Consider the following 25,527-nt stretch of genomic DNA (forward strand, 5'->3'; position numbering starts at 1 on the left):
ACAATGACAGCTAGTTACACTACTTGGCTTGATCAAGCTAATGATCCTGAAAGATTAAATATAAAACCAGAAAACCTCAATCAATTTAATGGCAAAATTACACTTATTACAGGATCTGATTCTATCTTAGTATACCCTGCTGTTGCAAAACAAATAAAGCAAAAAGTTAATTCACTAGAATTACAGACTATTCAAGGCGCAGGTCATGGAGGACTTATTTCTCATCCTATACAAACTGCTGATTTAATAAAAAATCACCTAACAAAATAAGATATAGATAGAAATTTAATTAGATCAAACAATCCTTAATGGAGTAACCAAATTATAATCAATAATGGTGGATTCAAAAAAATCGAGAGGAATTCATCAGTGAATACCTATTAACTTAGAAGATAGTATATTTACCACTGACCTACGTAGTTTAGATATAAGAATTATAATACTTTACTTGCTAGGTGAACTAGTAATTGATGTATTTAATCTAAAGAATTCCCCGAGGCTTGCCTCGGGGAATTCTTTAGATTAAATCAAGAAGCCTTTAAATGGACAAACAAATTTAAGGATGTTAAGTTAGGTCAAAACTTTCAGAAGACTAAACTTGCTATTGATGATGGGTTTCCAGATGTCCGCCTTGCCCCCATTGATGAGTTAATGCGTGAATACAGAAGTATCTCCAGAAAATTCTATGGACGTAATTATTTAAAATATGGAAGTCCTCAAGGTTCAGAAAATCTAAGGGAGTCATTGTCTAATTATCTCTCTACCACTCGAGGCTTAAATGCCTCTATCAATGATTTACTAATCACAAAGGGTAGTCAAATGGGGATCTATTTATCCGCTCAATTACTTTTAGATCCAGGAGATACTATTGCCGTAGGTATGTCTAACTATCCTACAGCAGATCAGATTTTTAAACAAGCAGGTGCTAACCTTTTAAGGATACCTATAGATCACAATGGGATGGATGTAGACTATCTGGAAAACAAATTAAAAAAACAAAAAATAAAAGCTGTCTATATCATTCCACATCATCATAGCCCTACTACAGTTACACTAAGTATGGAGCGCAGATTAAAGTTTTTAAAATTGGCCAAAGAACATCAATTTGCAATTATAGAAGATGATTATGACTTTGACTTCCACTATGCTAATAAACCTTATTTACCTTTAGCAAGTATAGATCACAATCAAAATGTAATATATCTTGGATCAATTACTAAGACCTTTGCCCCTGCTCTAAGAATTGGTTTTATGACTGGCCCAGCTAACTTTATATATGCAGCCACCGCCTTAAGAGAACTAATCGATAGACAAGGCGATACAACCTTAGAGGAGGCATTTGCCTCGCTTTTTAATCAGGGAGAAATGAATAGATATTACAGAAAAGCACTTAAGACCTATAAGGAAAGACGCGATACATTCTGCTGTTTATTAGATACTAATTTCTCTAATCAAATTACCTTTAAAGTTCCCGAAGGTGGATTAGCTATTTGGGCTATTTTTAATCCAGAGATAGATCTAATGAAGCTATCTCACAATGCATTAAAACAAGGTTTATATCTAGACAATGGTTTGTTTTACAAGAATGAGGTATTTGCAACTAATGGTATTCGTATGGGATTTGCCTCATTAGATGAAAAAGAAATGATAGAGGCTTGTGCTATTCTAAAAAAAGTAATGTATTAAAATTCACTGGGCTACCTATTATTAATAATCTGGCATGTTGAGCTTATTTGACTCTGTTTTAATTTTACCAAAAATATTAAAATATGGAAAATACATTTGAAATTAAAGCTATTGAAACAGCATCAGAGATTCAAAAATGTTTAGCTGTTGCTTTAATCTTAAGACCACATTTAAACAAAGATACTTGGCTTATTACAATTAATGAAATGCTTAAAAATGAAAAATATGCATTAAAAGGTATCTACGACAAAGAAAATATTGTTGCTTTTATTGGTTATAGAAAAATGACCACGTTACATAGTGGCTCTATTATTTATATCGATGATTTATGTACTGTAGAAAGCTATAGAGGAAAAGGATTTGGAGGTAAACTATTAGCCCACATAAGATCTATAGCTGAATCCGAGTCTATGAATGCTGTAGTATTAGATACTGGTTTTGACAATCACACTGCGCAGAAATTATACTTTAAAAATCACTTCGAACTATCTGCAGTTCACTTACATACTTATTTAAAATAATCTATTCTATAGTTTTATTTGTAACTTATATACTTATAATAATTAAAAAAAATGACAAATGAAAAAACGTATTGACTTATCAAATGTAGTATCAAGTGGTTATAAAAGAATTATTGCACTTGACAGTTTTGTTCAGAATTCAGATTTAGACAAAACTCATCTTGAATTAATAAAGATTAGAGCCTCTCAAATTAATGGTTGTGCGTATTGCCTTAATTTACATACACGTGACGCTATGAATCAAGGAGAAACTGCTCAGCGAATTTTCTTACTAAATGCTTGGAGAGAAACGGAACTATTCACAGAAGAAGAGCGTACTATTTTAGCTATGACAGAGGAAATTACTCTAATTAGTGAGCGTGGTTTAACAGAAGAGACTTATGAAATGGCTACAAAGTTATTCAACGAAGAATACATAGGGTTCATTATTATGGCTATCATTACTATTAATGCATGGAACAGAGTCGCTGTTAGTACACATAAACCAATAGATTAATCAAGATGATAAGAAAGATTGGCTTATTTAAATACAATAAACATACAAGTATCAATAAAATCGAATTAGACATAAAACAGCAAAAGTAAATTAACTTAGAGAGCTACTTTTTATTTAGGTGAGTCGATATTACAGAATGCGATCCGAAAGCAATAGATTATGTTTTTAACGAATTAGATATAAAAAGAGATTTTCTCTCGTGTAAAAATAAGGTTTATTTGATAATGTTGGATATACAGGCAATATTAAGATTATTGAAAAAAGGTTTAAGCCTCATTTTGTTTACATTTAGGTAACCTTTGAATATTGAATTATCATTAGTTTTACCCCCGTTCCTATTACACAATAACGTTGAACACGTCAATTGCAATAAAAACTAAAAATAGGAAGCGATATGTCAGAAAAAATAAGCCTAAAAGAAATAGCCAAAGTCTTTACAAAACTGGGAATTATTGGTTTTGGAGGTCCTGCAGCGCATATTGCGATGATGAGAGAGGAAGTCGTTGTACAAAGAAAATGGATGGATGAACAACACTTCTTAGATCTACTAGGTGCCACCAATTTAATCCCTGGTCCTAATAGTACAGAAATGGCCATTCACATTGGATATGACAAAGGGGGATGGAAAGGCCTCATAATTGCAGGGCTATGTTTTATTCTTCCCGCTGTTTTTCTAACGGGTGTACTCGCCTACTTTTATAAATTGTATGGGCAATTACCGCATATACAACCTTTTATATACGGAATTAAACCAGCAATTATAGCCATTATGCTTGGAGCTGTTTTTCCACTAGCTAAAAAATCTATTAACTCCACCTTTTTAGCCTTTTTGGGGCTAATCGTCTTGGTAGCTTCTTTACTGGGGGTTAATGAAATCTTTTTATTGTTTGGGGCTGGATTTTTAGCCTATGCCCTGTTTTATATCAATACGAGAAAGCAAAATACCTTACAAAGCTTGATTGCATTGCCACTCTTACTTAGCATACAAAGTACGTTTTTCACTACAACCAATCGACAGTTATTTTGGATTTTTCTAAAAATAGGTGCTATACTTTATGGTAGTGGTTATGTGCTATTTGCCTTTTTAGATACAGAACTAGTACAAACAGGGTTGTTAACAAGAGAACAGCTGATGGATGCAATAGCTGTAGGTCAATTCACACCAGGACCTGTTTTCTCTTCCGTTACTTTTATTGGTTTTCAAATTAATGGTTTATCCGGAGCAATTCTTTCAACTATTGCAATTTTTTTACCTTCCTTTGTTCTAGTAGCTTTAATCAACCCATTGATGAAAAAACTTCGCAACTCAAAAGGATTATCTGTCTTTTTAGATGCGGTGAATGTTGCCTCTGTCGCCTTGATTATCGCTATTTGTATAACGATGACACGAGATGTGTTGTTGAATTGGCAACCCCTTGTTATTACCCTACTTAGTGGTATACTCGTTTTTAAATTTAAAAAAGTAAATAGTGCTTTTATTGTTTTAGCAGGAGCTTTGTTGGGTTATATCCTCTTTTAATTGTTCGCTTTTCTTGTATTTATTTAGACTTTATTACCGACATATCTTCCTTGTCATGTTCAACCCAAATCAAACGAGATACATCATAACCAATTTCATTAGCTAGTGTCAAGTATTGTTCTTTAATAGCTTCGGGGATACTTTTTTCTCGAGATAAAATCCATAAATAATCAAGATCTTTTCCTGCTATTAGAGCATACCTATAATCTGAATCTAATGCAATGACATTATAACCCGAATAAAAAGGCCCGAAAAAGCTAACCTTAAGTGCCCCTACATTTTGCTCTGCTCTAAATTTAGCTATTCCTTCTGCTTGTTTCCATTCTTTGGTTTTAACATTAAAACCTCGATTTAAAACCTTGACATTTCCGTTCCCGTCCAAGCTATAGTAAGCTGTGGTATTAGTTAAGTCTTTTTCAAAATAAAAATCAAACCGAGCAATTTCATACCATGTTCCCAAATAACGATTTACATCAAAATTTTCAACGGGTTTAGCTTTTTCTGGTATTCTACTTGCATTACATGACACAAACAAAAAAGATAAAATAGTAAAAAAACTTATTCGATAAAACACTTGTAAATTCATAAAAAATTAGTTTATCTCAAAAATAAAAAAATAAATAATGAATTGATTTATTCTAATAATTAATTTAATAGAAACGACTTTACACCATTTAAAAACAACTATATTTTATCACTTTGTATAATATTTCTTTTTCATCCATAAACTCACTCGTACAAGTAAAATCAGTACAGGAACTTCAACTAAAGGTCCGATAACTCCTACAAAAGCTTGGGGCGAGTGAATTCCGAATACGGCAATAGCAACAGCGATAGCCAGTTCAAAATTATTGCCTGCTGCAGTAAAAGAAATAGCCGCATTTTTATCATAATCCACATGTATTGACTTGTTTACGAAGAAACTAACAAAGAACATCAAAACAAAATAGATAACAAGTGGAATAGCAACTTTGATAACTTGCATTGGCAATTGTACAATCTGCTCTCCTTTTAAGCTAAACATAAGCACAATGGTAAACAGTAAAGCATATAAAGTAAAGGGTGAAATAAAAGGGATAAACTTGCGTTTAAACCAATCTTCTCCTTTTATTTTAATTAGGTACTTATGACTTAAAAAGCCAGCTAAAAATGGAATACCTAAATAAATAAGTACACTCTGTACAACATCGCTCATCTTAATTGAAATAGCATAATCCGCAAATCCAAAATAAGAAGGTAATACGTTGATAAAAAGCCAAACAAAAAAGCTATAAAACAGCACTTGGAACACACTATTTAATGCAATTAGTAAGGCAGCATATTCTCGATTACCTTTTGCTAAATCATTCCATACAATCACCATTGCAATACATCTGGCTAAACCAATAAGGATCAACCCTACCATATAATCAGGTTCATCACGCATGAAAATAATAGCCAGAACAAACATTAAAACAGGTCCTACAATCCAGTTTAAGAAAAGAGATAAGCTTAAGACTTTTTTATCCCTAAAAGCCAATGGTAATAAATTATAATCCACATTAGCCAGTGGAGGATACATCATGATGATTAGTCCTATAGCTAACGGAATATTGGTCGTTCCAATAGATAGTTTATCCATCACATTAGAAACACTTGGAAATACATTTCCTAAGAGAACACCAATCCCCATAGCCAAGAAAATCCAAAGGGTTAAGTATCGATCTAAAAATTTCATTCTAACTTGCATGACTTATTTTTTAATTTGTGACACGATGTAAAACATTTCACTTGCAATTTCAAGGCTTCGATTAAAATATTCTACTTGCTGGTTTTCCGTTCCATCAAATGCCTTAGGATCCTCGAATGTAATAGGTATTCTTCGCTCAGCACCTGCTACAAAAGGACAGCCCTCATCCGCCTGTGAACAAGTCATTACCGCTGCAAAATCGCTACTTGGATTAAAAGCGGCATCGTACTTCTTAGAAAAACCAATAATAGGAATTTCATTATCCCCATACTTTATCGCATAAATAGGATTCTCTCCTTCTGCAATTTTGAACACCTCAAGTCCTTGTTCTTTCAGAACGGTAGCAACCATTGGATACATCGCTGTTTGTTCAGTCCCTCCTGAATAACAAATAACATTTGGAATACCATAATAAGCTGCTGCTACTTGCATCCAAATCTGAGCCAAATGACTTCTTCTTGAATTATGTGTGCAGATAAAATTGATTCGAATTGGAGATTTTGAATCAACCTTCGCTTGAATATAAGCCACTAAAGGAGCCAAAACTTCTTTTCTACTATCACTTATCACTTGTGATTCAAGCATAGCGCTAATTGTAGTTGATACTGTTTTATACATCTTTTACTTTTTTACGATTAACAACATCCAGCATTGGGATCGCAACAACTAGTTTGAGCTGCCTGACTACTTGGGATAATTCCACAAGCATCTTCCGCTAAACAAGCAGTCAATGTGTTTTTTAATAAAAAGTGAGTTCCATTAAATGCTAAGAAATACTTCCCAATCGTTTCTTTACCTTGAACTTCTACTTCAATCTCGGCATCAACAATACCCAATTTTGTTTCTGACAACCTGATAATATTTAATAATTTGCCTGCTTTTAAACGGTGCTGATAATCATCTGCATTCCACAATTGAAAGCTTACCTTTACCTCTTCTCTAATTGTTCCCCCACAGTCAATAAACTTTTTTGTTACTTGACCTACTTCTGTTACATGGAAATGCTCTGCGACAAACGTTCCATCTTCAAATTGAAAATCTACTCGGTCTAAATTTTCTAAAACGGCTTTTACTTCTGATAATTTCATATTTACTTGTTTTTAAATTATTTCAATATCGTAATATTACGATGATATGAATTAAAAAATATTAACAGCAATCGTTTGATGCTATTTTTTGAGCGAAGAACAATTCAAACTCCTTGAAAAATTCATTCCATACTACATCGTCAATACAATAACAAACGGATTTACCCTCAATTGTCCCTTTGATAAGTCCACTATTCTTAAGCTCTTTTAAGTGCTGTGAAATAGTCGCTTGAGCCAATCCAAGTTCTTCTACCAAATCATTGCAAATACAAGCCTCTTGATTGATAATATACTGAAGAATGGCAAGTCTTGCTGGATGCCCTAAAACCTTAAACATAAGCGATAATCTATTCTTTTTATCACTAAATAATTCTGATTTTGTTACTCCCATTATTTTATACTTAAAAATACATCGCAATATTACGATGTATATTTAAACTATGCAAGTTTAATTAATATTGATAGCAAATACGATAATAAATTATTCTGTAATGTGATTAGGCTTCATAAACTTTGAAAAGAAAATACTCACTTCATACAATAAAACTAATGGTATAACCAAAATAACTTGACTCAATACATCTGGAGGTGTAATAATTGCTGATGCTACTAAAATCAAAACATAAGCATATCTGCGATAACCTTTGAGTGTATCTGTTGATAAAATTCCCATCTTGTATAATACTAGAATGACAACTGGCAAAACAAACACAATACCTGATGCTAGTATGGTTGTTCTAACAAGAGAAATATATGAGGTAAGATCGATTTGATTGGCAACAATACTACTAATCTCTATATTCATAAAAAAATGAATAGATAAAGGAACTATAATAAAATATCCAAACAAGACACCTATAAAAAATAAAAGACTTGTGATTGTTACAAATACAACACTGTATCTTGTCTTACTATTATATAATTTAGGTTGTACAAATTTCCAAATTTGATACAAAATCCAAGGAAATGAAGCTATTAGTCCAAAGGTAAAACTAGTCCAAATCATAATCATTAACTGACCATCCATTTTTCGATTTTGAATATCAAAATCAATCCCTTCCATATACAATGATGAACTCAAATTAAAAAAATCTATCAAAGAACGATGCCAAATATAAATAGGAAAATTAGGGTTCTTAGGAGCAAATAATATTTGCTCAAAAATAAAGTTAGTATATAAAAACGCTATGCTACTACATAAGACGATTCCAATAAAACACTTGATTAAAAAACTTCTTAAAAGTCCTACAAAATTTAAAAATGTCTTTTTCTTAATACCTCTATCCATATCTGATTATAAAATGCTAAACTACTGCTATTTTAATTATTTAATATCCAAATTAGGGCTTGTTTTTTAGTTGCTCTAAATATAGTTGTATGTCCTTCATTTGGCTCATCTACATAGTGCCACACTAAATTTTTATTTTCATTTTCTGCTAAAATAGTAGCTAACTTATTTGTATAGGGAGAAATATCAGCAGCATTCGATCCTGCAAACCAAAGCTTTCTTTTTACCGCACTATTTTGATCTAAACTAGCTTTTGCGGTTCTAACTAAATAATGATTATTCCACCATAATGAAGGGTCAAAGGCGATATAGTTTGCAAACATGGCGGGTTCAACAAAAAAGGTTTCCATCACAAACAAACCTGAAGCAGATTCTCCTAATATCGTTTTTTCTTCTTTGGTTCTATATCTTTTATCGATTTCCTTAAATAACTCTTCTTTAATAAAGGCTCTAAACTGATTAGAACCTCCTACCTCGGGTGCAATTTCTTTATCTTTTGCAACAGTTGTAAATCCTGTCAAATCTCTTCTTCTTTGTGTATTTTCAATTCCAACTAAGATTACAGCAGGAATTTTTTGCTCATTTATAAGCTCTTCTATGGTAGATGCGATATGAGGAAAATCCTCTCCTATTCCTCCATCAGCCATATAGATTACGGGCAAAGAATCCTGAGTACTCTCATAATTTTTTGGTGTCCATACATTAATAGTTCTTTCTTCTTTTAATTGATTTGATTCTAGTTTAAAAGTATCATGTTTAGGCACTACATCCTGAATTGTACTCTTATAACCACAACTTGCTAATAAAATGGTATAGCATAAACTTAACAAAAACATAATTTTAAATTTCATTTTAGCGTATTTTTTGATTCACAAAATTATTTCAATAAAAAACAGTAATTAATACCATTAACCTATTAATTTTACTATTTTTGAATGTGAGAAATCTCATTCTTTATTTTTACTACTGTAATTCTAAATTAGATAAAAATAATTTTATTCAATATTAGAGATTTACAGCACTAAACTAGTTCTCCTTATTTACTAGTTGTCTTTAAAAGGAGAATGTCTTTTGGGCTTTCTCTTTTTTACTGCTATAGCTTAAATAAACTTAATAAAAATAAAACTGCTACGATTAAACCTGAATACCTAAAAAACTTGACAAAACGATTAAAATCATAAAATAAAGTTTGTCCGTCAATAAGATTAACAATCATTAGAATAGTACAAGTAATAATTACTATTATCAAAAATAACACAGGAGCAGCAATATAAGATATTATATTGGCTGCAGCCCGTTCATTTGTTCTACTAAAGTCCAAGAAACTAAGTAGCATTCCCAAGACACAAAGCACTGTTAAAACAATAGCTATAACATAACCCACATTTCTAAATAAACTCCCCATTTTTATTAAATTTTTCTTTGTTTATACACCATACTAGATGTACCACTATTTAAAAATCACACCCTAAATAATATATTATATATCAATAATATAGTTTAAATAAAAACTCAAAAAGATCGACCTACTTCTTTCTAACTCCTGTATTAATATCACCTAATTCAGTGAATAATATGTCTAAACAAAATATTTACTTTGATCCATAAATATTTTTTACCATTAACTGATTTATACTATTACTCAAAATCCAAAAATAATTTTAAAATCAGAAACAAAAAAACAAAAAAAATTAATATGTATAAGTTTATTGAATCATTACCTGAATACTATGCTACTATTCAAAGTCAAACTAACTTTCCTAAAGACTATATCAATGATTTATTTTTGATTGGAAAATGTAGCAAAGACACAAACACAGTTAAAGAAATCAGACAAACTTTAGAGCAAAATGCTAGTGAGAAAGTTATTAAAGCCTTCAAAATTCGAAAAAAACTAATCAAGTCAATTGGTATTCCCCAATGGTACGAGGTTTTAAATACCTTATTAGAATATGCAAATATATCGGATGATTTAGATGTTGATTTTATGTATAGTAAACTAGGGTTTGATGTACTTGACGTTAGGGATAGTCATGACCCAACTACTCTGATTCAAAATCCAATACTACTAGGGAGGTTCCCCTCAGTTAGAATTATCAACATCGAAACCTTAAACTTTGAACAAGGACTACCTGATGTTTTTGATAAATTTACTCAACTTGAACAATTAAGCATAGAAGGAGAATATACTAAACTTCCAAAATCAATAGAAGACATAACGACACTACAGTCTTTGGAATTGGAGCTTCCTAAATTAACACATATCAAATTTGACTTTACAAAACTAACTGCTCTAAGGTCTTTAAAGTGTATGAACACCAATTGGCCTACTCCAACACTACCTACCCTGCCTAGAAGTATAGAAACGATAGAGTTTTCTTTAGTAAGCACTCTTAATTCCATTGGAGAAGAACTAAATACACTTCCTGAGCTGAACAAAATTAAAATCATGAAATGTCCAGATTTTACTACGATAAGTGACAAGTTAAACGTACCTAGCCTAACTGTGTTGAGCCTTTGGAAAAATGATAGACTCCAGCTAATTCATCCTAAGGTAATTTTTAATGGTAAGATTACTTGTTTTTCTGGAGAATTGATCAACTTAGAACAACAATATACTTTTGATTCACTGACAAACCTAGTAGTTTCAGACCAGGCAATATTAATATATCTATGTCAAAACCCTGAGTCTTTTCCTAACTTAGATAAATTGAGCTTTTCCAATATGGAAAACCTAACGGAAATAAAAGTGCCATGGTCTAAATTCAATAAACTAACGACCGTTACATTTGAAAATTTAATTGGTGATAACTCTTTATCGCAAAATATAGAACAATGTACCTCGCTTAAACACCTTAGTTTTTTTAACTACCAAACAGTGCAACTACCTAAATCAATCGGACGTATTGAAAAGCTGATGTCTGTAACTATAGAACAATCTAATAAACTAATAATAGACACTTGTTTTCTTCCCAGTGTAATAGATGTACTAAAAATCATAAACTGCGCTGAAATTAAAGTATCTAACAAAATTATATGCGTTGGTAAAGCCTCTATTGAAAACTGCAAAGTTGAAAAGCACAGCGATTTATTCAGCTATCTATCCGTAGAACACTTCACATACTTTCCTTTAAAAAACGATACTTATGAAGTAAATGATATCACTAACTTAATGGTTAAGCCTTATACGCTTATTAGTTTGGACACCAATTTGCCAATAGGTCTATTGACTAATGTGCTGGTTAATTGTGAAAACCTAAAAATTTTAAAAATAAACAGTAACGCAATCTTACCTGATAGTTGTCCTTGCTTATCTGTGGATCAAGAGACCAAATTGCACACCTTACAATTAGAAAACGTTGAGCTTGATAACTTAGATCAACTCTTAACAAACAGTCCTTTACTAGAATCTATTAAATTAAGAGGATATGATCATTTCCCCGCTGTTGAATTACCTTATTTAAAAATAGTTGATTTATCTTATTCAAAAATACCTACACTAGAAGGATTAGATGCTCCAAATTTAGAGGTTGTTGATCTATCTTTATGTTATGAATTTGGATTAGCTGGTGCGAATGCTTTGGTCAAATATCCTAAACTTAAAAAACTTAGGCTTCAAGGAACTAACGACTCCTTGTGCTACGTACCTCAAGAACTTACATGTTTACCGTTGCAAGAACTATACTTATCTGGCTATCAAATAGACATGATACCAACCTATATCGGTCAGTTTAAAGAATTGCGTACACTACACCTTACCAACTTTGATACAGAAGGACTACCAAACTCTTTATTAGACCTTAAAAATCTTGAACGTCTTAGTATTGAAGGATGTAATTTCAGCGAACCTATTCCTGCATCATTTAGATCACTTAAATTAAAAAAATTACAATATACTATCAGTAAATTCAGTGGAGCAAATATGAACCCTAAATATTACAACAACCTCATCACCGATGGATATACTGATTTAGTGAAGTGGTTCACTAATGAAGATTAGTCTAAAAAACAATTAGACTTCTAACTGAAAAAAAAACTATTTATATATTACTCCCGTATAACAATTCCTTAGTTATACGGGAGTTCAGTATCTAACAACTATTTAAAAAGATAACTAGAAGTTAAAAAACTAGTTATTCACTTCTTACTTAGCTTACCCTATGAAAACAGAATATATGCAGAATACCTAATTACAAGGATTTACTTACAAGAAAAGGTTCTTCAGTTTGCTCATCTGTAGGAGCAAACATAATTCCAAGTACCTTAGCACTAAATTCTAAATCGTCAATAGCATAAACTGGTGTAGAAACTCTAGTCTCTAATTCACTATCTGCAATGGTCTTGACTTCTACTTTTTCAGGTTGAAAAACCATAAAAGGCTCTTCTATTCCATCTACATACATTTCAATTTTCAAAATACCTCCATCCTCTGGAAGATATGTAGAATGAGTAAAGTTTATAGTCTTGTCAAACAGTGGAGAAATATAAACCAACAACTTGTTATAACCAAATGAAAACTCATTATTTGGATCAGAAGGCGCTTTAATTCGTGTATATTCAATCACATCACAAGCATAATTGCTTACATAAGCTACCTTATCTAATTTTCTTCTATTAAACTCCTTATAGTCAATAGTACTACCTTCTGTATAAGTTTCTCCTTTAGAAGGTGTATATATAGCATAAGCTGTTTGATTTTCAACTGGCATATCAGTAGCAGGAGCCATTGCTTTTAAGTAAACAGACGCTTGATCTTGATCTTCACTGTGAAAATGATCCATCTGCCAAGTTGCTCCCTTCGCTTTAGCTAAGACTGTACTATTTTTCACATAGTAATCTGCCTTGGTCATACTCATCATTAATGCAAAAGCAGCCATAGGTTTCTTATCAAATAAATCTCCCCATGCTAAAAAAGGATTTTCATCTTTTGGCAAATTTGTCATTAGTGTTTGGAACTGTCCATATACGTCCCCTTTTGAATAATCTATTTTATCCAATAGTCCACCGACATTTATTCCCTTAGTATAAATACTCATAACCATCTTTCCTTCCACAAAAGGAGTAGTCACCACTTCACCTGGTACTTCAGGAGTTTCTTTACCAACATTTACAGCATCATTGCTCTCGGTAGAACAAGAAGTCATAATAAACAAGGCGAAAAGGCCTAAAAACATTTTTTTCATATAATACTTACTTTTTACTATTAGGTAAAAATACGTTAATCAGAAATAAATATCAAAACACAAAATAATTCAAAAACATATCTTTTAATCTTGAAAAAACAATTAACCAAACAAACAGTTTAAACTATTTATTATCAATTAATCAGTAAATAAAAAACGGTACTCTGAATCAAAGTATAAGAACTGAGCATCAATAGGAGCCGCTAATAATGAAATATTTGGGTAAACAATATCCTCTGTACTAATAGTTTGCTCATTTAACCATTTATTCTCACTCACATCTTTTAATTTTATATCCACCTTACTACCAAGTCTTTTAACATATATATAATACAAGTTATGCTGATCATCTTCATTTATATAGTTATATAATACCTCGCCTGATATTAAGTAACCCTTCTGAAAAGTTGCTTTATAGGTAATCCCATTTTTATCAGTATAGCTATAGTCACCATTCAATCGCTCAAACTGAACTTCATAACTAATAATCTCTCTTCCTTGATCATTATAGAAGATTCGTCTTATTTTTGAATCCGCAAAAAAATACTCTTTAGCAAACACTAATCCATTGTGCGCTGTATAGGTAGTTTCAATCTTTTTGCCTTTGCGATAAATATCTTCGCGTATATGACTTAATTCCTCCGTAGTTTCACTTCCGTGATACGGCTGTCCATCGCGATAGACAATATATTTCTTTCCTTTACTTATCAATTCATCGATAGCATTTACCTCATTCGCTGAAGCATATTCTAATTCCTGTAACAGCTCCCCTTGTTCATACCATTGCTCCAAACGAAGTTTTTTGTCTTTATATACATTCTTTCGTAGAATCAAAGGTGTATTAGGATAATCTGCATAAATCTCTTGAATACCATCTATAAATCCATTGACATAAGGACTAATGACTACATTACCATCAGAAAATTCGTAAGTAGTTCCATTCCAAGGAATCCCATCTTTATACTCGACACTAGAAATTAACTCACCCTTTTGATCATAAAACCATCCCTGTCCTTGAGCATAATCAATTTCACTTAATTTATAGTATATTCTTGTTTTTACAACGGGCTCAATCTCTTTCAAAAAATTAATTTCCTTTAAAACCCTTCCTTCTTTCTCAGTTTTTATTTGTTTGATAAAAAAATCATCATAGAAATAGACATTTACACCTGTTTTTGTTTGTTCATTATATGTACCTAAATACTCTTCATTCTGGTTGTAATAATCACTACTTATCAAAACATTTAAATCATCTTGACTATACCAGTTTGTTACTCTGAGCTTTCCATCAGTATAATATACATTTTCCTTATAGTACTTTTCATTTTTATAAAACACCTCATGCTGCAATTGAAAAACTGCTTTAGCTTCCAAGTTAAACTTCCCTTGATAAACAATCGCTCTATCTTGATATTTTAAATAACTGACAAACCTTCCTTGTTTGTACTCATATTTATCACCGTTAAGAGGTACAAACTCACCATTATCTGTTGCATAATTTAGCTCTCCTACTACATCGCCTTTCATGTCAAAATACTGTATGGTATCTACTTTCTTAATTGCATATGGCTGGGTACTATTATTATAATAACAAGTTACTTTGATCTGTTTACCTTTTTCATAAGTGTACAAAACACCTAGATCATAGATTTCTCCTGCAAAAGGCTTCCCTTCTTTAGTAATTAAACGATAAGACTTTTTCTTCAATGAATCGAATGATTCAATACTGTATTGATTCCCTTTGTCATCATATTTGTATACTCCCGTAACCTCACCATCATGACCATAAAAAAAACGCTCTCCTTTATAAATAAAACGGAGCATATCTCTCCTTGCAAAACCTTTGGATACAATATATCCTTCAATAGTATAATCTTCAACAGCACTAAACCCTTGCTTATCCATCGGTCTTATTACTTTATAAAAATTTGCCTTTTCTGGACTGACTAACTGAAAATCATCAATAAGCTTAGTATAAAGTGTATCATTTTTCTGTGCATGAACCAGTGTACATAACAAGAAAACGCTACATATAATAATTTGTTTTAACATCAATCTTTTATCTATTATGCGTTAAAATTACAACAAAACAAATAACTTGTTGCTTAACAAACAATTTAGCTATGTAAACTCTCTGTTTATAATTAAATCTTATCTCTAGCTTCCAATTGATTAATCACCTGTTTTTTTATACTAGTAAGAGCATAATCCTTAGCCTCTGCATAAGAAACATTATATTTTCTCTTAAATAAAGCAAAATGAGAAGGAAAATTAGAAATTAATCTATCGTAATAATTATCTAATTGCTCTTGAGAAGGTAGCTCATAGTTTAGTCGTAGTTGAAACCTTCTCATTAGTGCTTGATCAATGATATCAGCGTGATTAGAGGCACATATTAAAACTGAGTTAGGTGAAAAGTAATCGATTAATTGAATGAGGGTATTGACGATTCTTCTCATCTCGCCCACATCTTTATCATCTACAGCCCTAGATTTACCTATTTGATCAAATTCATCTAGAAATAGAACAGCACGTTCTCTACTTGCTTTTTCAAACACTAGCTTAATATGTTGAGAAGTTTCTCCTAATTTTGCCGAAACAATTGTACTCAAATCTAAAATAATAATTGTTTTATTGAGTCTCTTGGCAAGAGCTTTAGCAGTAGTTGTCTTTCCACAACCTGAACTTCCGTGTAAAAATACTTTATTGTTAACAGGAAGTCCTAAATCTGTCAGTTCCGAAAAATAGGTATATTCTTTTACCAACTGATCGAGTATTATACGCTGTTTTTCATCCAAAAATACATCTTCAAAAGCTAGTGCTTCATTATCTTTAATAAGTAATTCTGATAAATTCATTCTATATGCTATATTAATTTAGTTTTTTTATTAGTCCCTCAATCATAGTTAACACCTTTGGGTTATCTGAATAATTCACCCCTAAATCTATAATCTCAACCAATTCTAGCACCTTAGTTTTTGGCCAATATTGATCTACAACAATCCCAATATCAACGCTATACCCCATTCGTTTACTAGTTGAGTAACCGTTTACCCCTACTGTTTCAGCAGTTAAGAATATCCCTACTGTTTCAAAGGTTATAAGTAAAGATTCCCACCCCATCCCGCTGGGTTGAACTTCAATAAAAAGCTGACATTCATTTAATTGGGTAGAAAAATAATTACGTTGCAAAAAAGCGTCTATTATAGTACTTGTATAATATTGAATTTGTTCAGCTCCTATTTCATTGCCGAACTTCACTTGCTTATTACGTCCATCTTTCATGCTATTATATCTGTTTTGGTGTTGAAAATAACAAACATGACTATTTCAGTAATGCTCTGTAAATTGTAGGAAAATTAAAACTGTTTCCAATTGGACACATTTGTTTTGCTTGCGCTACTACTTGCTGAAAAATAGTATTATCTAATCCTGAAATGACTGCCATAATTTCCAAATCAGCTTGTACGATAACCTCATTGTTGTAGGTGATTTCGCAATTAGTTTCTAACTCCTCTATCTTATACGATGCTTGAGTTAATAACAGGGTAAGTGTCATATTGAAACAAGCAGAATAAGCCGCTGCTATCATTTCTTCTGGTAGTGTTACAGCATAATCCTTTTGCTTTAAAAATGAGTAATTCATCTGATTCAACAACTGATTATCAGACACATAATTCCCTTTTCCTTGTTTTAAATCATCTCGCCAGATTGCCTTAATTGATACTTTCATAATATTACTTTAGTTAATTAAAATCCTTGTACACAAAAAGTAGTGCCATTTTAATTCTACAAAAGTATAAGTAATACTCATTTTCCTCAATGGAGAAAACGCCTCAATTATAGGACATTCTCTCCATACTATAATAGTAGCTCAATAAGGTCGCTTGGACAGTTCTTGATTACGTCTAAAAGCTAAGGGAGTATAACTAGTTTGAATCTTGAAATATCTATTGAAATAAGACACATCTTCATATCCTAAAGAGAAGGCAATTTCTTTTACACTTAAATCAGTATAAGCCAACAAGCGCTTTGCCTGTAGTATAAGACGATTAACAATCACGCAACTTGGAGAAATACCACAACCTTTAGTTATCCGCTTATTTAGAACATTAGTAGTCACATTTAGAAGTGCTGCATAATCACCTACCTTATGTAAATTCATATAGTTCCGATCAACTAATTGACTAAATTTTCTTGAAAATTCTTGGTGTTCAGATAATACTCCCGTATTGTTATTTTCTCGTTTTACCCAAGTCCTAGTTGCCTCAATAATAATATATTTTATCAATATTCTAATTTTCTCTTCACTCCAACTATCTGCTAAATCTTTTTCTCTTTCAATTTCAAGAATATGATTGCACAATACCTCATTTTGTTCTTGTTTTAAATAGACATAGGGAGTTGTTAATACATTACTATACAAAATTCCGTCACACGCTAATTCCTGATCGTGAATTTCTACACAATAAAAATCAGCGTGAAAATAGATTAATTTTCCCTTTGATTGATCTAGAATTTGAAAGGCATGTTCTTCATTAAAAAAAAAGAATGCATCTTGTTCACAAGTATAATTGGTAAAATCAATTTGTATTTGGCTCCCTGCTTTCAAGAATAAAATTTTAAAAAAGCCACTATACTGTTGGTCTAGATTAGACAAGTCTGTCGTAATATCAATGGAGACAGTTCCAAAATATAAGTGTTTCATCATTAATCACTAACTAAGTGAAACAAAAATAATTTATTTTTTATCAGCGGACGTTCTACAATAATGAAATTGTTTATTTCTCTCGAAATACACTAGTATACATACTAAGGTATCGGTTACATTCTGACTGATTACCCAATTTTTCTGTATTTATTTTTTGTCGTATTGCATAATGACTAACACTGCTATCTTTGCGCATTGAGGTAACGGGAAACTTGGTAATTAACTCTTTAAAGCTATCATAGGCTGGCTGGGCTAGATCATTTCTAAAGTATATATTTTGTTCCCAATACAACATTTGATAATCTACACTTGTTACGTCTTCTTTTTTTAACCTTTCTATTAAAGCTAATGAATACTCATATAAGGACTCATCATAAGTTGTACGCCAATAAGCTCTGGCTAGATAAAAACCTTTTTCATAGCTAAAATCAGCTGCTGCTTCGAAAGCCTTAGCCGATTCTAAATTATTACCCATAATCCAATAATATAGTGCATTCGAACGATAGTCTTCTATATACTGTGGATCTTGAACAATCATTGCCTCTGTAACCTTAGGTAGTTGCATCTCAGAACTGCTTAAATACTCAGCATCCACCAAGTAATACAAGATAGCCTCATTACTTTTAGATAATTGATTAATCTGATGCAATTGAACAATTAATTTAGCACACTGCTCATATGCTTTCATTTCATAAAGGAATACTACATAATAATTACGCGTCTCCCAATGTTCTGGTCTTGAAACATGGAAACAAGAAAGTCTATATTGTAAAGCTTCTACAAACTTAGGTGTATCGTTCAAGTACCTACACAAAGTCATAATAAGAAAGTTAATACTCAATCGATAAGGGCTATCTTCTTTTAATTTCATTGCTACTTCTAATGGTTTTAAGGCTTGACAGTATTGACCTAAACCAAAGTTTCCTTTTCCTTGAAGATATAAAGATTCCCCTGTAGGGAGCGAATAAGTATGATAGGTATTCACTAAACTAAGAACATCATGATAGCTTCCCAACATGTCATAATAGTGAGCCATTTCTAAGAGATAGTTAGGCAAACTGGCTCCTTTATATGCGGCCTCTATCAAAATACCTAATGCTGTCTCATCTTCAGGATTTCGCATCATGGTCAAAATACTTCCTTCTGTTAATAAGATACTAGGGTGTTCTTCTACAACTACCTTAGCTACATTGACATATTTCAAGGCTAGATCTAATTCATATTGATGCTTGTGATAAAGTGCTTTATAGTTATAATAATTCACAACTAACTCTCTGTCTTCACAACTATAAGATTTAAAAAAATCTTCAACGTATTGTTCTGTCAACTCTCGCATATCAACAGGTATTACTTCTTTAAAAGCTATTACTTCCATAACTTCCGCCACCTGTACTAACATACCACAGCTATAAAAACAATCAACTAGGTATATTCCCGCTTGAGCACTCAATAATGTCTTACTCCACTTTTGTTCCCATAAAGTGACACACTCCTCTAAATCAAAAATGTCTTTAGCAACATACTGCGCTATTGATAATTCATTTACTTGCTTATCAGATAAATTAAAACGACTTTGATTAAGTAAATCTTCTATGACGCTATGTACTTGTGTCTGCACAGCATAATCTACTAAAATATCAATTTCTCCTTCTTCAAGAATTTCTTTACTTAATAGTTGTTTACTATAATTCACCTGTAAATCCCATAAGCGAAGACGAAGATTATTTGCTTCTGGATAAACAGATAAAGCATGATGTAAGCACCCAATGGCTACATCATACTTTTGTATCTCTTCCATCTTATTAGCGTATCCTAAAAGCAGAGCTAAGCTATTAGGATGATAATCTAATGCTCGCTCATAAAATGCAATATCACAATATTGCTCTAACCCTCCAATAAGCTCAAACTCTCTCAGTTGTTCTGCTCCATAATACTCTAAAACAGAAAGGGCCAGCATTACTTTATCATAGTCGAAATTATCCGAACCAATAAATCGGGTAAAAAACTCAATATAAAAACGATAAAAAGAAACTTCCTCTACGCTTTCTACTGGTGATTTCTCTTCTTGATGAAGATATTCATATCCTTCAATCAACGCTTGTTCACAGGATTGATAATCTCTTTCATTAATACTCTGAGCAATAAAAGTAACTAACTCTTTAAAATTCATTTCTCTTTTTACTTTTAACTAGGATTACTATTTAGCTGATCATTTTGTAACTCGCGTACTATATTCCAATAATTTCCTTTTCGAGAAAAGCTAGTAGGGTTTGCTTGTAAAGAAGCTTCATAAAATTGAATTCCCAACATGATATTTTCCTGTAGTTCTCTTCCATTTACAAATACACGCGAAATGTATTCAGCCAACTCACAATGTCTAGTATAAACTTCCTTCTCTGTTATATATCCCACTACCCCACCTATTCTACAAACTAAACTATAGAGTGCATAATTAAATCCTAAAATACCATAACCTACAATAGCATAGCGTTGTGGATATAATAAACGATATCTATTTTTCAAGTAAGCGCCTTCTAGTTGCTCTAGATGCTCCGCAAAAGCAACCTCATCAAAGTGATATATCTCTTCAATAATATCTTTTACATTAGCATGAAAATACTCACCTTTTTTTAAATTATGTAAGAAAACACGAAACGACTTACTATTCTTGATTTGATGCATTTGCATAAACCTTCGCATATCATAAACATGTTCTTCATTATTTGGATCTAAACCGAAAGGCGTGTCTAATAAAACATCTTGAAAATAATACAACAATAGACCATTAGATATAGATTTTGGATTATTTAAAAAACTACTTAATGCTATACATTCACTCATAACTACGCTTTTAATTGATTTACTAATACACTTAATGCTTGAGAATAATCGGCTGTATAAACACCAGATTGAACCATTGCTTCTATTCCTATAGCATAAGCTCCACTATACATCGTACCATGTAACAATTGAGCAAATACCATGCGAGCCATCGCACCTACTGAAGGATAAGTACCTGATGGGGCTGTCTGTGGATCTAATACAATTAGATATAGTTTTTGATAAAACGCTATAGTTTGATCAACATTAGCAGCCAAGAACTCCTTCACACCAACCATATTGGTCAATATCGGAGAAAAGACAATTGGATTATCAATAGCGCTACGAGTGTAATCATTAAAGTGATAACTAATCATTAGTAAATTTTCTTTGTCAATCGAAAAACTCATCATTAGCCCTGCTATTTCCACATCTGACAACACTGTAGTTACTCCTTGTTGTTCCTCATCAGAAAAGTACTGTTCGCCTTCATCTACTATTGCTTGATTAGCGATCTCATCTATTTGCTCTTGCTGCTGATCACCATAAAACGAGTCTTCTTGCTTCTCTACTTCTTCAAAATGATACTTCTTCAACTCTCTAACAGCCACCTGTAAACGATCTAAGTAATTTGACCAATAACTGTTTTTTTGAATAAAATTGTCAATATAAATAACAAATTCAGGATCAAATTTCTCAGGAGGAAGTTCTTCTAGCATATCGCCAAGATTATCTACAACCAATCTAAAGACCTTTTCTGTTTGATAACTTATATCAACCATCCAATGTTCCTTACCTAGACATCGCAGTAATAAATCTGCTAAAACACTAACTTGCTCTGAAGTCAGCTCATCACTTTTCATTACCCTGAAGGCATCTTTTCTATAGTCTTTTAATAGTTTGCCCACCCAACGCTCATGCTCTCCTTCACTTAGCAAATAATCTTCCAATGCCATATACCCAGTATGTAAGGTAAACCAATTTATTGTTGATTTATCAATGCGTAAGGTAATCTCCACTTGATCACACTCATCATTTAAATCATGGCAACTATCATTCACTAAGGTTACGATATCAATACAACCTTCTAAATTATCCTCATAATAGAAGTCTTCTACAATCTTTAATATCTTCTTGGCGTATAACGACTTAAACTTAACTTCCTCGATTGTATCTAATGTAGCTACCATTTGTTTTAAATAGCCAAATAGAATACTTCTATTACTTTTATGTTGCTCTTCCGTGGGTATCTCTAAATCGTCGAATGTAATTCGTGGCGCTTGAATAAATGCCTCTAAATCACTTCCAAAATCAAGTAATACCAACAACATAAATTGATGAATAGGTTCACTTAAACTTCCCGTTGTTGTGCGATTATCTAACCAATTTAACCACTGATCAGTATTGTGAAAAACAGTTTGGACTATTTCTCGTCCTTCCACTTCTTGATTTACGCCTTTTGCCGTTAATAACCTAGGCAACTTGTATTCATAAGGGCCTATTTCAATATTTTTAAAAATCAACTCAACTAACTGATTTACAAAAGGTTTAAAAACTACTCGATCGCTATAGATAAACCATAGTGTCAAGAAACATAGAGGCAATTGTCCACTTGTTTTTTGTTGAAACTGAACAATGATATTTTTTTGAAACAACTCAGACAACAACTTTTCCTCTATATCAACAGATAGCCACGACACAAGTGCTGCATGCATTTTATACTCCAATGCTATGGGTAGATTAGCTGGGCGACGACTATAATAATACGCTTGTTGATAGTTCCATTGACTATCACAAAGTACTTCCAATAAAGGGTATTGTTTATAACTATCATAAAGACCTAACAGTTCCTGTCCTTGATCTAACACGACAAGACTCTCGATCAACACATCAGAAATAGTATTTGTTAAAGTCATATCTGCCTTTAACACATCTGCGAAGTGATTACCTGATTCACAAATCCAAAGTAGGAAGATATTATAAGGTGAGGAGTCATAGCGGTTACCAATACTCAAACTAGCATTTAACGCAGCTATAAATTCACTCCACTCTCCATTAAAAAAATCATTAATAAAAACATCTGTTGTGGCAAAAGGTCTTCTCTCAAAAGAACCATTGTCCAAACGAACACAATAATGACTATTTAAAACACTATTTTTAAGCTCCTCGTTAGGCAACCATGTATTTGACGTGTCTTCATTAATCAGCAACAGCTCTATAAGCTTAGCAGCTACTTTAAAAGAATGTCTCGGACTCTTTTGAACCAATATGCTTAATACATCAACAACCATTAAACGTATGCCATTCTCTTCCTCACTACTTGTATAATTTTTATAATTATCACCTATAAAAATAAGCATGCGATCTACCGCATCTACACTAGGGAAGTATTCCAACTCACAGACTTTGTTCCAGCCTGCAATAAGATTAAACCCGTCTAAAGTATTGTCAAATTCATTACCTATAAGATATAACTCCTTGGCAAGCTCATCTGTAAACACTAAATGCGCTGGCGCCTCTTCTAATAATTGAATTAGAGAATGACGAAGATTACGGCTAATCAATAAGCTTACAAAGCCTGAGTAATCCAATTCTACTTCCTGATGATCATAAAGACTAATAAAATCCACCCATAAGCGTATTTCATTGTCAGAAAAAGTATCTGTATGACGCTCGAATACAAAATGCGAATTAAACTTTTGAAGCAATAAACCGATGGCTTCATTTACAACTATTTGCCTCGTATATACATCTGTATTTCCTTGATCTTGTAAATACTTATTATACTCAACAAATTGCAGTAAACCATTAAGTTGATAATAATTTAAACCACTCTCTTTTAAGCTTTGAAGCATCAAGTGCTCCTCTCCATAATAAAGCAAATAGTGATACCCTGTAGTTGCTGCACCTTTATTCTTAGCTGTCAATGAAGCCAAACTATCTTGATCATCAACGATTAGTGCACTACTCATAGCTAGATCATAATCCGTATGCGCTGTATAAGCTGGTATCACATCAAAAAGACGAGTCGGCTCCTCTTCTTCTATTTGATTTAAAAAAGAATATAAATGAAGACGAGCTACATCTAAATAAGGCTTAAGTCTATTTATACCTTTTATACGATCAGTTAATTTATCGAAAACTTCAACTAAATCTTTTTCTGGTGAACTTTGCTCAAGATGTTCAAAGGCTTCGTCCACTTTAAAATTTCCAAGGAAACTATTAGGATGAGCAAACCATAAAAAGCCTTCTATACGAACAAATTCATATTCAAACACAGTAGTCAAATCTGCCCATTTCAAATGAATATTTCTATTGACCTGCTCATTGAGGGGATATTGTTTTAACTGAACTAGATTTACTAACTGTCTAACAATACGATGGATACCGTAAGTTTCCTCTTTTAACAAAGAATCCAGTGAAGCTGGCTCAGCTAGCAAATCTTCATACTCTTCTAGTATCTGCTTTGAATATGGAATAAAATTTAGAAGATCCGTTTCCATAGCTATTACAGCCTCATTTATAGGTAATAACAAATAGGGTTCTAACAACTGCAACTGTTGCTTTGCATACTGTATAACTCGATAGTTTTTATAAAACTCATCCTTATACTTTGTAATTTCTGCCTCAGAAAGCTGTTTTATTTTTTCAGGTATTTGCTCCTGATTATATCCTAAACTCTTTAAAATTCTTGCTACTCCAAAGTGTTTTTCTTCTACTACCTTACTTCCACATCCTCTACAAAAATTCCCCTGAGCAGGAGTAAGAGAAGCACACCATCCACAGCGTACATCTACACGAACGCTACCCGCACAAGCCACACATATATCCCCTGGCTGATAATCGCCCGGTTGTGGTGTAGAGCACGATTCACAATAAGTGATAACTGCCATACTATACGAACTATTTTTCTATCTACCTTTTCTAATTTTTGCCCAAATATTTTCTTTTTGAACTGCTGTCATTTCTTTAACTAACTTACCGATAGCTGACTTCGATTCACCTTCCAACTTTAATTGTAAAGCTACCTCATAATCGGAAGAAGCGACAAACTCAGCTCCACAAGAACGGCAAAACTGACCTGGTCCTGTACTCAAACACCAATAACAATTGTGAACTGGTTCTGCTTGAAGTCCACAAGACAAACACAAATCACCAACTTTATAATCCTTCGGCTGCTTAGCTTGACAATGTGCACATTTTACAACATCTGCACTCTCTACGATTACTGCCTCTTGCTTTACCACGGTTTCAGCAACTGCCAAGCTTGCTGCTTGTGTACCTAAAGCCCACTGCATAATTACATGTGCTATTTCGATATCCATAGCTGTAACTTCTATCAAAGTTCGCGTATCACCAATCATAACGAAATCCTCTTTAGATTGAATTCCAGCATCTGCTAATGCCTCAATATCTTCTGTCGTCGCTCCTTTTTTACGCAATATACTTTCTAATAGCTTTGGAAAATTTTCTATACTCATACTTC

At 32.5% G+C, this 25,527-nt stretch carries 24 protein-coding genes; 6 read left to right on the plus strand and 18 right to left on the minus strand.

Features of this window, described 5'->3' with window-relative positions:
- The 5 genes from HX049_RS01665 to chrA form a co-directional block, all read left to right on the plus strand.
- The coding region (locus HX049_RS01665; RefSeq protein WP_435793522.1) for an alpha/beta fold hydrolase at positions 1-270 on the plus strand (270 nt) is incomplete at its 5' end.
- A 381-nt stretch (positions 271-651) separates the two neighbouring features.
- Positions 652-1,686 (plus strand): PLP-dependent aminotransferase family protein, encoded by a 1,035-nt coding sequence (locus HX049_RS01670; protein ID WP_286413562.1) that lies wholly within the window; start codon positions 652-654, stop codon positions 1,684-1,686.
- Positions 1,687-1,769: 83 nt separating this feature from the next.
- On the plus strand, positions 1,770-2,207 hold the full coding sequence (locus HX049_RS01675) for a GNAT family N-acetyltransferase (RefSeq protein ID WP_286413563.1): 438 nt from the start codon (positions 1,770-1,772) through the stop codon (positions 2,205-2,207).
- 58 nt (positions 2,208-2,265) lie between these two features.
- Positions 2,266-2,703 (plus strand): carboxymuconolactone decarboxylase family protein, encoded by a 438-nt coding sequence (locus tag HX049_RS01680; protein WP_016649729.1) that lies wholly within the window; start codon positions 2,266-2,268, stop codon positions 2,701-2,703.
- 394 nt (positions 2,704-3,097) lie between these two features.
- Complete coding sequence (gene chrA / locus HX049_RS01685; protein WP_286413564.1) at positions 3,098-4,222, plus strand: chromate efflux transporter; 1,125 nt, start codon at positions 3,098-3,100, stop codon at positions 4,220-4,222.
- 19 nt (positions 4,223-4,241) lie between these two features.
- Here chrA and HX049_RS01690 read toward each other — a convergent pair whose 3' ends face one another.
- The 8 genes from HX049_RS01690 to HX049_RS01725 all read right to left on the minus strand — a co-directional run bounded on the left by HX049_RS01690 (position 4,242) and on the right by HX049_RS01725 (position 9,732).
- Positions 4,242-4,808, minus strand: a complete 567-nt coding sequence (locus tag HX049_RS01690) for a lipocalin family protein (RefSeq protein WP_286413565.1) — start codon at positions 4,806-4,808, stop codon at positions 4,242-4,244.
- A 108-nt stretch (positions 4,809-4,916) separates the two neighbouring features.
- The gene (arsB, locus tag HX049_RS01695; RefSeq protein ID WP_286413566.1) at positions 4,917-5,951 is read right to left on the minus strand and encodes an ACR3 family arsenite efflux transporter; all 1,035 of its coding nucleotides are present in this window, start codon (positions 5,949-5,951) and stop codon (positions 4,917-4,919) included.
- A gap of 3 nt (positions 5,952-5,954) precedes the next feature.
- Complete coding sequence (locus HX049_RS01700; protein WP_286413567.1) at positions 5,955-6,569, minus strand: low molecular weight phosphatase family protein; 615 nt, start codon at positions 6,567-6,569, stop codon at positions 5,955-5,957.
- Positions 6,570-6,586: 17 nt separating this feature from the next.
- The gene (locus HX049_RS01705) at positions 6,587-7,039 is read right to left on the minus strand and encodes a DUF6428 family protein (protein WP_286413568.1); all 453 of its coding nucleotides are present in this window, start codon (positions 7,037-7,039) and stop codon (positions 6,587-6,589) included.
- A 61-nt stretch (positions 7,040-7,100) separates the two neighbouring features.
- Positions 7,101-7,430 carry an ArsR/SmtB family transcription factor gene (locus tag HX049_RS01710; RefSeq protein ID WP_283828345.1) on the minus strand — a complete coding sequence of 110 codons (330 nt, stop codon included), beginning with the start codon at positions 7,428-7,430 and terminating at the stop codon, positions 7,101-7,103.
- Positions 7,431-7,520: 90 nt separating this feature from the next.
- Positions 7,521-8,327: a twin-arginine translocase subunit TatC gene (tatC, locus tag HX049_RS01715; protein ID WP_006266561.1), complete on the minus strand. Its 807-nt coding sequence runs from the start codon at positions 8,325-8,327 to the stop codon at positions 7,521-7,523.
- A gap of 32 nt (positions 8,328-8,359) precedes the next feature.
- On the minus strand, positions 8,360-9,178 hold the full coding sequence (locus HX049_RS01720) for an alpha/beta hydrolase (RefSeq protein WP_006266560.1): 819 nt from the start codon (positions 9,176-9,178) through the stop codon (positions 8,360-8,362).
- 242 nt (positions 9,179-9,420) lie between these two features.
- Complete coding sequence (locus HX049_RS01725; protein ID WP_006266559.1) at positions 9,421-9,732, minus strand: hypothetical protein; 312 nt, start codon at positions 9,730-9,732, stop codon at positions 9,421-9,423.
- A 291-nt stretch (positions 9,733-10,023) separates the two neighbouring features.
- On the opposite strand from HX049_RS01725, the gene HX049_RS01730 reads away from it, so the two are divergent.
- On the plus strand, positions 10,024-12,327 hold the full coding sequence (locus HX049_RS01730) for a hypothetical protein (RefSeq protein WP_286413569.1): 2,304 nt from the start codon (positions 10,024-10,026) through the stop codon (positions 12,325-12,327).
- 190 nt (positions 12,328-12,517) lie between these two features.
- On the opposite strand, the gene HX049_RS01735 is transcribed toward HX049_RS01730, so the two are convergent.
- The 10 genes from HX049_RS01735 to HX049_RS01780 form a co-directional block, all read right to left on the minus strand.
- Positions 12,518-13,510 (minus strand): hypothetical protein, encoded by a 993-nt coding sequence (locus tag HX049_RS01735; protein ID WP_006266556.1) that lies wholly within the window; start codon positions 13,508-13,510, stop codon positions 12,518-12,520.
- Between the two features lie 138 nt (positions 13,511-13,648).
- Positions 13,649-15,562, minus strand: a complete 1,914-nt coding sequence (locus HX049_RS01740; protein ID WP_006266554.1) for a hypothetical protein — start codon at positions 15,560-15,562, stop codon at positions 13,649-13,651.
- 92 nt (positions 15,563-15,654) lie between these two features.
- Positions 15,655-16,368 carry an AAA family ATPase gene (locus HX049_RS01745; protein ID WP_006266553.1) on the minus strand — a complete coding sequence of 238 codons (714 nt, stop codon included), beginning with the start codon at positions 16,366-16,368 and terminating at the stop codon, positions 15,655-15,657.
- Positions 16,369-16,381: 13 nt separating this feature from the next.
- Positions 16,382-16,795, minus strand: a complete 414-nt coding sequence (locus HX049_RS01750) for a hypothetical protein (protein ID WP_006266552.1) — start codon at positions 16,793-16,795, stop codon at positions 16,382-16,384.
- A 40-nt stretch (positions 16,796-16,835) separates the two neighbouring features.
- Entirely contained in the window at positions 16,836-17,243 is a 408-nt protein-coding gene (locus tag HX049_RS01755) for an OsmC family peroxiredoxin (RefSeq protein WP_059051413.1), read from the minus strand.
- A 141-nt stretch (positions 17,244-17,384) separates the two neighbouring features.
- Positions 17,385-18,221, minus strand: a complete 837-nt coding sequence (locus HX049_RS01760; RefSeq protein ID WP_006266550.1) for a helix-turn-helix domain-containing protein — start codon at positions 18,219-18,221, stop codon at positions 17,385-17,387.
- Between the two features lie 70 nt (positions 18,222-18,291).
- Positions 18,292-20,391, minus strand: a complete 2,100-nt coding sequence (locus tag HX049_RS01765; RefSeq protein ID WP_006266549.1) for a hypothetical protein — start codon at positions 20,389-20,391, stop codon at positions 18,292-18,294.
- Between the two features lie 14 nt (positions 20,392-20,405).
- Complete coding sequence (locus HX049_RS01770) at positions 20,406-21,062, minus strand: DUF1266 domain-containing protein (protein ID WP_006266548.1); 657 nt, start codon at positions 21,060-21,062, stop codon at positions 20,406-20,408.
- A 2-nt stretch (positions 21,063-21,064) separates the two neighbouring features.
- Entirely contained in the window at positions 21,065-24,934 is a 3,870-nt protein-coding gene (locus tag HX049_RS01775; RefSeq protein WP_006266547.1) for a hypothetical protein, read from the minus strand.
- A gap of 18 nt (positions 24,935-24,952) precedes the next feature.
- Positions 24,953-25,522, minus strand: a complete 570-nt coding sequence (locus HX049_RS01780) for a hypothetical protein (RefSeq protein WP_006266546.1) — start codon at positions 25,520-25,522, stop codon at positions 24,953-24,955.
- Between the last annotated feature and the right edge of the window lie 5 nt (positions 25,523-25,527).

It is taken from the genome of Myroides odoratimimus, assembly GCF_030326305.1.
GTDB lineage: Bacteria > Bacteroidota > Bacteroidia > Flavobacteriales > Flavobacteriaceae > Flavobacterium > Flavobacterium odoratimimum_A.